At 43.1% G+C, this 14,905-nt stretch carries 13 protein-coding genes; 6 read left to right on the plus strand and 7 right to left on the minus strand.

The annotated features are described in order from the left end of the window. The first annotated feature begins 557 nt into the window (after positions 1–557). Positions 558–890, plus strand: a complete 333-nt coding sequence (locus METTU_RS13635; RefSeq protein WP_040581137.1) for a GIY-YIG nuclease family protein — start codon at positions 558–560, stop codon at positions 888–890. A gap of 63 nt (positions 891–953) precedes the next feature. After that, positions 954–2,108, plus strand: a complete 1,155-nt coding sequence (zapE, locus tag METTU_RS13640; protein WP_006892301.1) for a cell division protein ZapE — start codon at positions 954–956, stop codon at positions 2,106–2,108. Between the two features lie 27 nt (positions 2,109–2,135). On the opposite strand, the gene METTU_RS13645 is transcribed toward zapE, so the two are convergent. Next, positions 2,136–4,070: an NACHT domain-containing protein gene (locus tag METTU_RS13645; protein WP_006892302.1), complete on the minus strand. Its 1,935-nt coding sequence runs from the start codon at positions 4,068–4,070 to the stop codon at positions 2,136–2,138. A 411-nt stretch (positions 4,071–4,481) separates the two neighbouring features. Between METTU_RS13645 and METTU_RS13650 the strand changes: the two genes are divergently transcribed. Then, complete coding sequence (locus tag METTU_RS13650; RefSeq protein ID WP_040580771.1) at positions 4,482–5,606, plus strand: fatty acid desaturase family protein; 1,125 nt, start codon at positions 4,482–4,484, stop codon at positions 5,604–5,606. 183 nt (positions 5,607–5,789) lie between these two features. Here METTU_RS13650 and METTU_RS24535 read toward each other — a convergent pair whose 3' ends face one another. Together METTU_RS24535 and METTU_RS24540 are read right to left on the minus strand one after the other, a co-directional pair. Further along, positions 5,790–6,389 carry an IS630 family transposase gene (locus METTU_RS24535; RefSeq protein ID WP_050897785.1) on the minus strand — a complete coding sequence of 200 codons (600 nt, stop codon included), beginning with the start codon at positions 6,387–6,389 and terminating at the stop codon, positions 5,790–5,792. Then, entirely contained in the window at positions 6,386–6,859 is a 474-nt protein-coding gene (locus METTU_RS24540; RefSeq protein WP_254257816.1) for a helix-turn-helix domain-containing protein, read from the minus strand. The genes METTU_RS24535 and METTU_RS24540 overlap by 4 nt, the downstream gene beginning before the upstream one ends. Positions 6,860–7,440: 581 nt before the next feature. Here METTU_RS24540 and METTU_RS13670 point away from each other — a divergent pair. Beyond that, entirely contained in the window at positions 7,441–8,028 is a 588-nt protein-coding gene (locus METTU_RS13670) for a DUF2780 domain-containing protein (RefSeq protein WP_006892305.1), read from the plus strand. A 309-nt stretch (positions 8,029–8,337) separates the two neighbouring features. On the opposite strand, the gene METTU_RS13675 is transcribed toward METTU_RS13670, so the two are convergent. Continuing rightward, positions 8,338–9,816: a lytic transglycosylase gene (locus tag METTU_RS13675; RefSeq protein WP_367301505.1), complete on the minus strand. Its 1,479-nt coding sequence runs from the start codon at positions 9,814–9,816 to the stop codon at positions 8,338–8,340. Positions 9,817–10,050: 234 nt separating this feature from the next. Here METTU_RS13675 and METTU_RS13680 point away from each other — a divergent pair, with 234 nt between their 5' ends. After that, positions 10,051–10,770 (plus strand): class I SAM-dependent methyltransferase, encoded by a 720-nt coding sequence (locus METTU_RS13680; RefSeq protein ID WP_006892308.1) that lies wholly within the window; start codon positions 10,051–10,053, stop codon positions 10,768–10,770. Further along, entirely contained in the window at positions 10,763–11,218 is a 456-nt protein-coding gene (gene rnhA / locus METTU_RS13685) for a ribonuclease HI (protein ID WP_006892309.1), read from the plus strand. Before METTU_RS13680 ends, rnhA begins: the two co-directional genes overlap by 8 nt. Positions 11,219–12,141: 923 nt before the next feature. Here the strand turns inward: rnhA and METTU_RS13690 are convergent. The 3 genes from METTU_RS13690 to METTU_RS13700 all read right to left on the minus strand — a co-directional run bounded on the left by METTU_RS13690 (position 12,142) and on the right by METTU_RS13700 (position 14,773). Continuing rightward, a complete protein-coding gene (locus METTU_RS13690; RefSeq protein WP_006892310.1) occupies positions 12,142–12,870 on the minus strand; it encodes an oxygen-binding di-iron domain-containing protein in 729 nt (242 codons plus the stop codon). A gap of 29 nt (positions 12,871–12,899) precedes the next feature. Continuing rightward, complete coding sequence (locus tag METTU_RS13695) at positions 12,900–13,508, minus strand: hypothetical protein (protein ID WP_006892311.1); 609 nt, start codon at positions 13,506–13,508, stop codon at positions 12,900–12,902. Between the two features lie 146 nt (positions 13,509–13,654). After that, positions 13,655–14,773: a protein-glutamate methylesterase/protein-glutamine glutaminase gene (locus tag METTU_RS13700; RefSeq protein WP_006892312.1), complete on the minus strand. Its 1,119-nt coding sequence runs from the start codon at positions 14,771–14,773 to the stop codon at positions 13,655–13,657. Between the last annotated feature and the right edge of the window lie 132 nt (positions 14,774–14,905).

The raw sequence follows: 14,905 nt of genomic DNA on the forward strand, positions 1-14,905 counted from the left end.
ACCGAGACTCAGAAGTATCGCACAATTCGTATTAACGTCATCCCGGCAGGGAATGCCGGGAACCAGAACACAGGGATGTGCCAGAGTGAACGTATGGAAAAACAACCGTGCGTATATCGTGTGCTTATAATTATTGCACAAATTGTATCAACGTCATCCCGGCAGGGAATGCCGGGATCCAGAACACAAGGATGTGCCAGAGTGAACGTATGGAAAAACAACCGTGCGTGTATCGTGTACTTATAATCATTACACAAAAATTGTATCAACGTCATCCCGGCATGGAATGCCGGGAACCAGAACACAGGGATGTGCCAGAGTGAACGTATGGAAAAACAACCGTGCATGTATCGTGTGCTTATAATCATTGCACAAATTGCATCAACGTCATCCCGGCAGGAAATGCCGGGAACCAAAACACAGGGATGTGCCAGAGTGAACGTATGGAAAAACAACCGCGTGTATCGTGTGCTTATAATCATTGCACAAATTGCATCAACGTCATCCCGGCAGGGAATGCCGGGAACCAGAACACAGGGATGTGCTACAGTGAACCTATGGAAAAACAACCCTGTGTTTATATTCTTGCCAGCCGCCCTAATGGGACGCTTTATATTGGAGTCACATCCAATCTAATCGGGCGCGTATATCAACACCGTCAGAATTTAATTGCCGGTTTTACTCAGCGTTACAACGTACATAACCTAGTCTGGTACGAACCACACGAGCAACTGGAAAGCGCCATCTTGCGGGAAAAACAACTCAAAAATTGGTCTCGCGTGGCAAAAAAGCGGTTGATTGAATTGACTAATCCCCAGTGGCATGACTTGTCGCCTGATCTGGGGTTGCCATCCCTGGCAGCTGGATCCCGGCATTCCCTGCCGGGATGACAAGCTACATTGGTATCTGTACCCCTCGCTGGGAAACATGCTCCTCCACTTGCAAAAGCAACCATGCCAGAAATAACCTTTCAACAAACAATCACAAAACTGTCCCAAGACAACCCCGGCTTGCTGGAAAAGCAATACAACGGCCTGGTAGCGCAAGGCCACATCCAACACGAGTCCATGCAAATCACCGCCTTACACCACCTGCAAACCTTACTAGACAACTTGCTGGCAACTATCGAGTACGAGCAAAAATCAACACTACATAAACTCATCCTACCCAGACCTGCCAACTACCAAAGCCTCTACATCTACGGCAACGTAGGCCGAGGCAAGTCCATGCTGATGGATTTGTTTTTCGAGGCCTGCCCGATCCGCCAAAAACGGCGGGTGCATTTCCATGCTTTCATGCAGGAAGTCCACGCCTTCATCCACCAATGGCGCAGGAAAAACAACACCGACGCGATTTCCGCCTTGGCAAAACATATCAGGGAATCGGAATTGCTGCTTTGCTTCGACGAGTTTCATGTCTCCGACATAGCCGACGCAATGATTTTGGTGCGGCTGTTCCGCAGGCTGTTCGAATTGGGCATCGTGGTCGTGATCACCTCCAACTGCCATCCAAACGAACTCTATCATGACGGCCTGCAACGCGAGCTGTTCCTGCCTTTTGTCGGACTCCTGCAGGAAAAAGCCAAAGTCATAGAACTGGTTGCAAACCGGGATTACCGGCTCAGCCATTTACATGCGCTGAAGAGCACTTATTACTATCCGCTGGATGAGCAGGCCGCCAACTTCATACGACAAAGTTATAACGAATTGACTAATTTTGCCCCGCTGAAACCGGGCGTTGTGGAGGTATTAGGCAGAAAAGTAGTGCTGTCAGCGGTACACGGCAATGTCGCCCTGACCTCCTTTGATGAACTGTGCATGCACGCCTTAGGCCCGGCCGATTACCTGGAAATCGGCAACCGCTTCGACATCGTGATCCTGGCTGACATCCCCAAACTGACCAACGAAAAATGTAACGAAGCCAAGCGTTTTGTCACGCTGATCGATGCGCTGTACGAGCATAAAGTGAAACTGATCTGCACCGCCGAAGTCCCAGCCCAGGAACTTTACACCTCCGGCGAAGGCTCGTTTGAATTCGAACGGACGGTGTCAAGGTTGATCGATATGCAGTCGGAGAGTTATTTGCATATTGAACATGCCAGCCGTTGAATCTACTGGGACGATTCTTCTCATGACCTACAATTCTAAAAACTCTTGCTGCACATCAATTTCATTATTAATTTCCTCTAGTAATTTTTGAGCTGCTATTTCATCAAATTGCCACTCAATACTACATTCAATAAGCTTGTTTATATTTTCAAAATATTCTGCTTGATTAACAATGGTTGATTGATTTTCATCAATTTCATAAACCCCATCAATTCCGTTATAAGTATTGAAAATAATATCCAGGCCTTCTGAGTATTTAATTTTTTTTATAAAAAATAATTCTATTGATTGACTATGCAATACATTGATTGAATTAGAGATTAATGTATTAAAAACAAATATTTGGGAATTTCCATCTAAATGCCTATGGTAACCTCCAAAATTAAATTTATTATTTCCCCCTAAATCACGAAATAAATTATCACACAATTTTTCAGATAACTCTTTACTTTTGGCATTGATAAGATACAACTTATTCCCTACTAACAATTTTTTTCTTTTTATAATTAACTCTCGGTTAATTTTGTTAGGCATGTTCGTATAAATTGAGTTAAACTCTTTTAATAAATTTTCTAATATGTCTTTTAAAATTGATTGTCTAAAATAGGATGACTCAATATCAGCACATAAAGAAACTAAATTAATATGACTATCAAAGTTTACTTCTTTATAATATTTAAGCAATATTTCTAATTGTTTTCCTTGCATATTTCTACAAATACATAAAGCCGAAAAATACTCCTGAATTGAACGGTGCGCCCATCGAATATAATTACCTTCATGAATCATTAATGGAACTGCATGAGTTAAATCATGAATAATATCGGAGGATATTGCTGTAGGTAACGCTGCTAGTTGTTTTGCCTTATCAACAAATTTAAGCAGCTCATCTTTTGTGTACTCAACCTTTTGTTCTCTGTAGGATAAATACCCTAAATAACGTAACACTTGTTCAAATGCATCAATATCAAGTTTACTTCGTTTATTTCTTTGAAATTCTCCACCTTCTTTAGTCAAGTCATGTGACTCATACAAGGCCTCGAATACTTGACGGTAAAAAATATGCCGTTTCAAAGGAATTATTGCCTTGTACTCGAAAGACTTATAAAGGAGTGAAGTCAGCAATGGATTAACAAGAAATTCTTCGATATTTTTATATTCTGGTTGTTCCAATTTACTGACTAATTTTTCTGCTAAATTATTTTCTGCATACTTCCGTAATAAACAAAATGCTTCTTCTCTTAATAGCGGTTTGATGGTGAAACGTTGAAAATCAGCAAATGCAATCAGCCCTTTTTCGTCCCTAGAGGTTATAAAATACTTATTCTTTGGAGCTTTCGTAATAAAAGTTTGTAAATTTGCTGTTACTTCAGGTCTTTCGCTATCAGCTATTTCATCATAACCGTCAAAGAAAAACACAAACTCTCCTGATTCTAACAAATTAATGATTAAGCTACGCTCACTGCTACCATCAATTTCTGCCAGTTGTTCTATAATAAAATCAAGTAACAATTTTTCTCTTGATAACTTACGAAGTTCGATAAATACCGGCATTCCAGATTTTTGTTTAACACAATTAATAAACAAGTATTTAAGTAAAGTCGACTTACCCATTCCAGCCGTATCGACAATAAGTAGTTTGTTTAATTTATTTACGGTTTTGAGTGGGTATGAATTTATTTTTTCTTCAACTGTTTTATCGCTTCCAGATGTATGCTTCACAAGTGTTAGCGGAATATAATAATCATCAAGGCGTTTTTGTTCATTTTTAAATACTATCGATGTAAATCGTGAATGTCTTTCATATTCATTTTCTAAATATTTCCCATAAGAATTAAAAATATGGTGATAAGTTAGTTTTAGCTCTTCGTTAATTTTTGAAGTTAACTTATCAATAACAGGTTTTAATAAATCAGCTACAGGTTTAGCTAAAACAGCTATTGTGGCGGTAGTTAGTGCCATAAATCCTCCAATTTGGTTAATTTCTAATCATTTGAACATGATCTTTCTTTGTAATAATACCATTTGGAGCTCAAGCTCAGTTGATTTTATTACTTTTGTCGGATGCCAACAACAATCGAACAAAACAGTGTCAGGCCTTGCAATATCACACATAGATACTTTGAATATGCCCTCTTTTGTACTCCAAATTACCGGCGACTAATGAAAGGTTACCCCCGCAAAATATCTTGTTGAAAATAAAATTATAAATTCCTAACCGTGAATAGCGCCGTCGAGCGCCGGGACGACAATATAATTAGGAAAATAACCGATAAAGCCCTATTCTGGTCGGTTTTTCAACCATCACCAACTTCACCGCAACAGCGAAGTTATTCAACCTCCCACCAATTGCACTTACAGGGGCAGCAAGTTTTGAGTTTACACAGTTATCAATCGGTAGATCGCGAGCAATTAGCCAAGGACATCAACGAAATTCATCAACAAGCTTTAGCCAATATCGGCATTGACGATTTTGAGCATTTAACAAGAATGGAACGCTGGGGGAAAATTTGTTCCATCATCGGCTACGGCACGGCCTGGATTTTCCCTAATCCCATTTCCGCGCTGTTAATCAGCCAAGGCAGTTTCACGCGCTGGACACAAGTAGGGCATCCGATTGTTCATAGAGCCTACGACAAAGTTGAAGGTGTCGATAAAAATTACACCAGCAAAAAATTCGCGCAAGGTTGGCGACGGTTTATGGATTGGCCGGACTGGTTTACTGTCGCGGGCTGGCATCATGAGCATGACGTATTGCATCATTACAGTTTGGGTGAAAAAGCCGATCCCAATAATGCGCAACACAATATGGAATGGCTAAGACAATCAGGCCTGCCGATGTGGCTACGCTATGTGATCGTGGCGTTCTTTTCCGGGATATGGAAATTGGTTTACTACACGCCCAGAACCCATAAGGAATTGCACTTAAATTCTGCCAGGCAGCAAGGTGAGCCAAAACCCGTGATGACCCGCATTGGCGCGTGGAGTCTGTTTACCGAACAGGGCAGATCATTCTGGCTGCAAAGTATTTTGCCTTACATCGCCTATCGCTTTGTGTTGCTGCCTTTGCTGTTTTTACCGTTAGGAAGTTTTGCCGCTCTCAGCGTATTAATCAATTCAATTCTGGCGGAAATTTTCACCAATATGCACAGTTTTCTGGTGATGATCCCGAATCATGCCGGGGATGACGTGATGATGTTTGACGAAAAAGCCAAAGGCAAAGGCGAATTTTATCTGCGGCAGATTTTAGGATCAGTGAATTATCCGACGGGTTCTAATTTGAATGACTTCTTTTACGGCTGGTTGAATTATCAGGTCGAGCATCATTTGTGGCCCAATATGCCGTTAAGTCAATATCAAAAAGTGCAACCTCAAGTGATGGCGTTGTGCAAAAAACATAACATTCCTTATCTCCAACAGTCCGTTTTTAAAAGATTGTTGAAAGCGGTGGATGTTATGGTGGGGAAAACTTCGATGTTGAAGCCAGTCGTTGCGTAAATGAGAAAAGCCGGGGCTGTTTTTGCAAGTTGATTGGAGTCAGAGTAAAAACTAATACCTAACCTTGCTCGCAACCGAAGCGAGGTTATTATGCCGTTTTATTTTTCAGCTAACCGGACCGCACCCGGTTAGCTTTTCGTGATGCATGATGAGCGACTCATATACCCCTAATCACATAAGTAGTTACGCAAAAGTTATTTGGAATTTTTTACCGATGTCACTCAGGATTTCCAACACCCACTTTTTCAAGTGTCCGTAACTTTGATAGGCATCAAGCGGCAACCATTCGTACTTAACTTTACGCCAGAGTATTTCGATCAGGTTCAGCTCCGGGCTGTAAGGCGGAAGAAAATGTAAGTACACACCACGTTGTTGCCAGCCCGCCAGCTTTTCTTTGAATACGCCGCTACGATGAATGGAAGCATTATCCAACACCACACAGCACGGCACTTTAGTTTCTTCGTACTTGCCTGCATACGTTTCGACAAACGCATCAAAGGCATTGACAACCGTATCCGTTGTCACCGATTGTTCGGAGCTGTAGAAAAACAGATCATTGCTGCGACTCAAAAAACCTAACACATTCATGCGCTTGCTACGATAGCAGGGTATTTGTCGGGTCTCGCCAATCCGTTGCCATCCATAGGGTACACAGGGTGTCGTGCTAAATCCGGATTCGTCAAAGTAGTAAAGCTTCAATTCCCCATCATCCTCTTGCTGTTTCAAGGCCTTCAGATATGCCTTATCACGTTGGAAATCTGCTTCATTACGCTTTCCCTTCACTGATTGCCGACAACGTTTCCAGGCATAGGCACTTTTTTTAAAATTCGTTTAAAGGTGTCAAGGCTGGCTTCCTTGCCCGTCTCCTCCAGCAATCGTGCTGCGGCGGCCTTGGGCTGGTGTGGGTTTTTGTCAATATAGCCCAGAAAAACGGCTTGTTCCTCAACCGTGAAGCGCACAGGCCTACCGCTTCGTGGACAATCGTAAAGCCCTATTAATCCCTCTGTTTCCCATTTGTCTAACCATGAGCTGACAGTCTCATGCTGGGGCTCAAACAATTCGCTCAGCCGTGCAATTACATACCTTCTATTATTCAATAAGATAGCATGTGCCCGTTGTCTAACCCGGAATAATGGGTGGTTACGATAGGCTTCGGTTAACGTTACTTCCTCTTCCGGGGTCAGTTTGGCGATGAATTTCAGGTGGACTCCTAATTTTTGTCTGTTATTGCAATCGTTTCCAGTTTGACACAATAAATTTACTTCCTAATAACTTTCGCATTACTACTTACCTCCGAATGAACGGATCACGAACACGTTATTCTCGATAATCCTGTTGCTCTACAGCAGCGATGGGACTTGGGTTAACGATCTCTACATTCCAGGCAAGCGAAGCAAAGGCATTCATCTTCACGATGTTCCCGCATGGGTTATGTATGACGCTTTTATTTGCGCATCTTTTGTAATGCTATCCGTGGTTGTTGACCATTACGATAAACGCAACAATGAAACAAACTATAAGCGGTTTGCTGATACATTTCGGGTATTGGGCTGGTGCTTCTTTGCGCTGTCGATTGTTCTGGCGATTGTGCGATAAAGCTGGGCAGATTCGCCTTTAAGCAATCCGCCATGAACGGGGCCTTTAACTCCGGACTTTTCCAATATGCCCGATCTTTTCTGATATTGTGCATTGTTGACGGTTTGCTGGCGCAAAATCCCACTCTACAGCAGTACGAGGCGCATCATTCGAAAACTCCCGGCTTAATCTCAATATAAGTTTTATCCGGTACTCTATCGGCTTTTAAAACGCTGACTTAACTCAATGAGAGGAAACTATGCAGCAAAAAATGATTCTAACGCTCTGTGCGTCGCTGGCTATTTCTGTGGCTTTGGTCAACAATGCCGATGCCGCAAATTGGAAAGATGTGCTTAATGCTGTCAATAGCAACGTCAATGGTCAGGCAAATAATACAGGCCAAGCATTGCAACAGGGTCAACAGGCTGTTAATGCAGCCCAAACGGTGCAGCCCGGCAGTCTGGCCGAGTTATTAATGCAGCGAACAGGCGTGACGGGAGCTCAGGCTCAAGGAGGCGCAGGCGCTTTGTTTCAGATTGCTAAAACCAAGATGTCGACGGATTCATTTACCCAGCTGGAGCAGTCGGTTCCGGGTATGCAGGGAATGCTGGGGGCTGCTGCGCCCGCCCTATCGCAACAGGGTGGTTTGGCGGGACAATTGTCTTCTATAGCAGGCGCTTCGGGTGGAACGGCAGGGAATTTGATTTCTGTGGTTTCCGCTTTTCAGCAGCAGGGCATGTCGCCTGCGATGGTTCAACAGTTTATCCCGGTGGTAATTGATTACGTCAAAGCCCGCGGCAATGACGCTTTGGTAAATACCTTAAGCACTGCATTAATCGGGCGTTGATCTAGAAGAATATCGGACTTCCCACTTAAAGCGGGATGCGCGTATGGCTTAACCATTCGCTCTAAGTCCTTCGACGCTGCCAGGGAGTGCCTTGTCGAAAGGGTAGACGTTTAGCCGTTCATGGTTCGACAAGCTCACCACGAACGGCTGAATCTAAATACTCCATGTTAAATTGAAGATCGAATATCGGCTTTAAGGGCACCGAGACAAATGTACCATCATCCCAACAGGGATACCGAGTTGTATAGGTACCTATGTCATCGTATAGGTTGAGGCTTTCCAAAAGGTCGTAGACTGTACAGCCGCCCATCAAGTATTAAGAATCACTTTCAGTTTTTTACCTGGAGTAAGCGCATTGCTTATGGTCGGTGGATTCCATTTACGCAGGTCTGCGATTGAGACATTAAATTTACGGGAAATTTGTGCCAGCGAATCGCCTTGCTTAACGGTATAACTAATTGAACGAATCCCGGCAGCAGATGCAGCTACAGCCTGTTGATTAGCGGCTTTAATGGTCAACTTCTGGCCTGAAACCAATGCAGATTTTGCAGTGATTTTGTTCCAGCTCGCTATATCATTAACGCTAACCGAAAACTTCTGCGCGATATTCCAGAATGTATCGCCTGGTTTTACGACATAGGTCTGGGCGCTTCCGGGTTTATTGCTCGCTGTTTTGACGGCGAGTTGGGTATCCGCTGATTTTTGTGCCGTCGGCATTTTTAAAAGCATGCCGGAGTGGATGGAATTACTGGTTAAATGATTGGCCTGACGAATTGACTGGGGCGTTGTATTATTTTTGTCGGCAATAGATACGAGGTTTTCCCCGGCTTTAACTTTGTGTTGGTTTGGGATAGTCTGGATTTGATCATGTCGAATTTGCGCCATTGTCTCGTCATGGTAACGCTTCATATCGACCCGTTCATCATAGGGCAGTTGAGCCAGGTTTTGTTTGAATGATTGCGCTTTGGCAACGGGAATTAGTAAGTGATGCGGCCCCTGCGGCGCTGTGCTTGAGTGGTTAAAACCGGGATTTAATTTTAAAAATTCATTCAGCGGCGTATTAGCCAGTTCCGCAGCTTTGTTTAAATCCAGTTGGGATTTGACATCGACAAGCTCACAATAAGGCTTATTGGGGATGTGTTGTAAATCAATATTGTATTTATCGGCATTGGCAAATATTCTGGCGATAGCCAGCAACCGCGGCACATAGTCCGCCGTTTCCTTGGGAAGATCTAATGACCAGTAATCGGTTGCCAGATTGAGGTTTTCATTTTTTTCGATCGCTTTTCTTACATTGCCTTTGCCGTAATTATAGGAGGCCAGCGCAAGATGCCAATCGCCGTCAAAAGTCTCGCCCAAGTGTTTGAGAAAAGAGGTTGCCGCTTTGGTTGAGGCATAAACATCGCGGCGACCGTCGTACCAGGCGTTTTGTTGAAGACCATACAGACGACCGGTAGCCGGTATAAATTGCCAGAGTCCTGACGCATCGCTTTTTGAGTAGGCTTCCGGCAGAAAGGCGCTCTCAACGATAGGCAATAAAGCCAGTTCGCCGGGGATATTTTTTGCTTCGACTTCGTCGAGTATAAGATGCAAATATGGTTCCGCTCGTTGCTGAACTCTGGCAAGATAGGCTGGGTGTCGTAAATACCAGTTTATCTCGCGATCAATCCGCTCGTTTTCAATTTCGGGTAGCGAATATAACGATATTAATCGCTCCCAAACCGTATTTTTGTATTTTGATGGTACATTGTATTTTTGTTTGCCGAACGGATGGAGAGCATGTCTCACATAGCTGTTATCCATTTCAGCACTGGCAGGCGGCCTATCGTTAAAAGAGTCTTTTGAGGTTGTAGAGCAGCCTGTTGCAATTAAAAAGATCAACACTAATAAAAATTTGACTGACCTGTTAAAGTTAACGCGCATCGTCTAAGCCTATTAAGAGTGAAGTTTATTATTAGAATGTTACTATTATAGCTTGTTTTTATTGAAAATCATCAAAGTCAGATAGTGTAGAATTCGCACATGAAACGTAATTTCTTATTTGCCTGGTATCAAACTCCTAGAGGCAAGCTGCTACAACAGCTTGAAGCCGACTATTTACAACGGTCCATTACCGTCAGTTGTCAGCAAACCATCTTGCAGATTGGCGGATTAGACTGGGAAAGTGAGTTTATCGACTGTACTTTATACAAAAATTTTACGGTACTCGATGCTAAAAGCATGGGCTGCAATAAGGCCAGAAAAATCCAGGCCAAAGCATACAGCCTGCCCTTGCAAAGTAACTGCATTGATATGATTATAGTGCCTCATTTATTGGAGTTTGATGCCTTTCGATTTCAAACCATGCGGGAAATAGAACGTGTTTTGAAGCCGGAAGGAATATTGGTCATACTGAATTTTAATCCTTGGAGCCTATGGATTCGATACCAGTATTTGTGGGATAAAAAAATGGCCGATTCCTGGGGGGGGCACTTTATTTCCCGCTCAAGAATTTTGGACTGGCTAAAGTTATTAAATTTTGAAGTAACTGTATCGTCGGAATTTAATTTGGATACGGTGAAATCGACTCATGGGAAATTTATAACCCGAGGGCACTCGCTCACATCGACCGCTTATGCGATTAAGGCTATCAAGCGCCGTTACAACCTGATTCCATTAACGCCGGTACGCGCGTTAAACCCCCGTTTAATTCTGACAAACCCACTTAACTCACCGACTACACAACTAAACAAACATGACTGATTCCGTCATTATTTACACCGATGGCGCCTGCCGCGGCAATCCTGGACCGGGTGGCTGGGGCGTAATACTCTGCTACAAGGGAACTATTAAGGAAATCTACGGCGGCGACCCGGACACCACCAACAACCGCATGGAGTTGATGGCGGCAATCCAGGCGCTGGAAATCCTGACCAAGCCCTGCTCGGTGCAGATCAATACCGATTCGAAATATGTCATGCAGGGCATTACAGAATGGATAAGCAACTGGAAAAAACGCGGTTGGAAAACCGCCTCCAGAACACCGGTTAAAAATGAAGACCTGTGGCGCAGGCTGGATGCCGCCATTCAACGGCACAATATCGAATGGTTTTGGGTAAAAGGCCATTCAGGCCATAAAGATAACGACAGGGCGGATGAACTGGCTAATCTTGGCATTGATTCGTTAAAGAACGAACACGAAATGACTTGAGCAGTTTAGGGGGAATTCATTCATCTTTAGAACACCCGTTTTTAGGGTGATTTACTCAACTCAGCCCTATCGGATGTCCGTTTTTATTAGGCCACTACCACTTGGCTATTTATGAGAGGAAAACTTAATTGTTTATTAGCCTTCCCTTTTTTGAATTTTTCTGCTCACTTCATCATTCAAATTCAACAATCAAGCACCTACAAGCTTTTCCACAACTTCTGTGTATAACTTTGTGCATAAGCTATAAATAACGCCGTTCAGCCTCGATAAAACCTGCTTCTTTGTTAAATTGTAGTATTTTTATACAAAAAATCATTACAATTAATAATCAATAGGTTGCCATTATAAAATCTTAATAAACGGCACCTGCCTCAAGCTGTGGCTCAGCATTTATTACAACAAAATCAATCTGTGCATAAACAACATCCAATAAGCCGATAAGCTATTCAACCGTTAACCAGTTACAATTTTTTATCGCTTTTAACCCGATACGCTTTAGATGTATTTCAAATCCAGCTCAAAACAATTGATACCGCCCCGCTTATTTACAACTGGAGGCTTTAAGCATGATCGGAATTTTGGAATAATTTCCAAAAAACTCCGCGAAAGATCGAAAGATGGGGCGGTGAGAACTTTGCCTCTAAAAGAGGCCAACATTCAACCCTGAGTTGTGATGGTTTGTGTCATAACCAGTCGCATTATCTACGCTATCCGGTCGATGACGCTTTTGATGCAAAGACTTATTTCAGATGACTCGTAGCAAAAAAGACGCTAAATTGATACCGCCCTTAAAAGTCTAACAACATTCAGTTATCTAATTTAGATCGTAACCAGCTCTCAATACAAACACGAAACGTTAATGAACCAATAGGCTTCGATATCGTTCCCTCTTCAAATGTAACTGGTCACGTTTTTAAAATTGATTAAACAGCAATTCCTACCTGTAAAGCATCAAACCAGTCTAAAAACCGTTTGACATCATCACCTTTAAACATCCGCCCATGCTGTGGAGCCAAAATATCAATATCAAGATTTCTTACCCGTTCAATCCAGACTCTTTTTGCCTGATTTGACGGCATCCATCGCTGATGCCAATAACGCATTTTTTCAACATGCGCAGCAAAATTATCAACAAACACAGGGGCATCAGGACCCTCAATAGCTCCTCCTACATCCCCTGTCATCAGAATTTTAGCTTGAGGGTCATAAACATGAAAATTCCCGGACGAATGCAAATAATGGGCGGGTATAATCTGCAATTCCACAGAGTCTAATTTAATGGTTCCGCCGTTATCCGGAATAGGCACATATTCTATTGATTCACAGCTGTAATGCCGCAAAAAACCTTCCCAAATTGCCGGCGCATGGAGCTTGGCATTTGTTAAAGCCTGATCCCATAAACCCAGCGATGAGATCACGTCAGGATCCTGGTGCGAAGCGAATAGATCCGTTATTTGATCTACAGGAGCGTGATGCAACACAGCCGCCATCATCGGAGCAAACAGCTCAGCACCACCTGGATCCAAAAGCAGGCAGCGGTTAGCCGTACGTACTACATATTGGTTGGTATCGATTACATTGTTGGGCTTGCCTTCATCCCTTCCAAACATAATCCATTGATGCGATCCTTCATATATCTTGGTCGTTTTCATAAAAAACAATGCCTTTTGAGTTAAGCTATTCAGCTATTGCGATAAATGGATAATGCGATTCTGCAACGCTGCACATTATCATGAATGGTATGTGCGGCTTTATCCACACTTTCAGCAACTGCCTGCAGACTCTGCAAATATTCACCGGCCTGTGATGCCTCGATTCTTGAGTTTGCAGCGATAACCCGTGCGGCACGCGCATGATGCATCACCGCTTCAAGTTGGCCTAGCAGTTGCGAAACATCCCGTTTAAACTGCCTCTGACAATCTTGCATTGAAAGTCTTGCATGATCCACCGGCTCCTGCATAGATTTGGCATAAACGGCACCTTCAGCCATTTTTGCTGCCAACTCGAATTTATTATAAGCAGCCGTTTTTTGGAATTCATCGACAGTTAATCGATATAGCACCAACGCATATATATTGATATTAGTAACCAGCTCAATTGTTTCCTTAGCCAATTCATTAATAAAGTCGGTAATCGGCTGAAATCCTTTTGCTTTATCCCCTGCCCTAAATGCAATAGCCTTGGCATTGGCCGCTGCTAATGATATTTCCTTAGCCACCACCATGACCGCACTTAGCTCCGAGGTAATTGAAGCTACTGCAATAAATTGTGATTTAGTCTGATTAGTCATATTTAATTACACAGCGTGAAAGTAACATTTTTTAAAATTCTGTATGTGGCGCAATACGTTACCGATCCTGTTAGGGTAAGTCCTTACGAATATATCCATATAAGAAAACGTTGCCAACTACATCCGAAAAAACGGGTCAGATACTGTTAAAGAACCTTGCCGGCATTGCCTGATTTAACCAAGCTTAAAACCTTATGCGAAACCTCTTCTAACGATACGACATAGTCAGTGCATCCCAACTTGAATGCAGCACCCGGCATACCCCAAACCACGCTGGATTGTTCATCCTGAATAACTGTTTTAGCGCCCGCATCATGCATTTCTTTCATGCCCATTGCACCGTCAGCGCCCATCCCGGTTAATAACACAGCAATGGCATTAGCACCCGCACATTGCGCGGCTGAACGAAATAAAACATCAACTGCTGGTTTATGACGATTCACGGGCAGTCCATCGCTCAAATGAATAATATATTTACCTCCCTCTCTGATCACCAACATGTGTCTGTCTCCGGGAGAAAGGTAAATATTGCCGGGTTCAACCGTCTGACCATGCTGGGGAATACAAGCTGACATTTCCGTTGCAAGGTCGATATGCCGAACAAATGATTGACTAAATGCAGCGGGTAAATGTTGCGTTATTAAAATAGGCGGGGTATCTGACGAAAATCCTTTAACCACTGTTTTAATCGCTTCCGTTCCCCCCGTTGAAGCCCCTAAGACAATTATCTTATTGGTGGGACTAATATGTGTTTTTATGGGGGCCGGTTTCAGAATAACATCAACTGAATGTTTCTCTGAAATCTCAGGAACTGTGGCTGCAGGACTTTTGGGTTTAACCGCTCTATTCTGAATATTTCCTACTTTGGCTTGTGCCGCAACGATAACTTTGGAAATAATTTCCTCAGCATAGTCATTCAGAGTATTAACAACATCAACTTTAGGCTTGGCAATAAAATCTACGGCGCCTAGTGCCAGAGCATTTAAAGTCGCCTCTGCACCATGTTCAGTCAGTGTGGAGATCATCACAACCGGAGTTGGTCTTAAGCGCATCAAGTTACTTAAGAAGGTTATCCCATCCATGTGCGGCATTTCAATATCCAGAGTCAACACATCTGGATTTAATTGTTTGATCATTTCCCTGGCAATAAGGGGATCTGCTGCCGCGCCGACTACCTCAATATCGGGTGACGAACCTAGCACTTCAGTCAGTATTTTCCTGATTAATGCAGAATCATCAATGATCAGTACGCGTATCTTACCCATAAACTCACTCTAAAAGAAGCCCATCGTCACCGTCAATAGGTGCATTTTTAATATCGATTGCTACCACTTTACTTTAAGCGATTGCATCATTGCTGGAATTCATGAAGTTTTTTTGCCCCGACATTCACACGT

The sequence above is a fragment of the Methylobacter tundripaludum SV96 genome, from assembly GCF_000190755.2.
GTDB classification, from domain to species: Bacteria; Pseudomonadota; Gammaproteobacteria; order Methylococcales; family Methylomonadaceae; genus Methylobacter_A; species Methylobacter_A tundripaludum.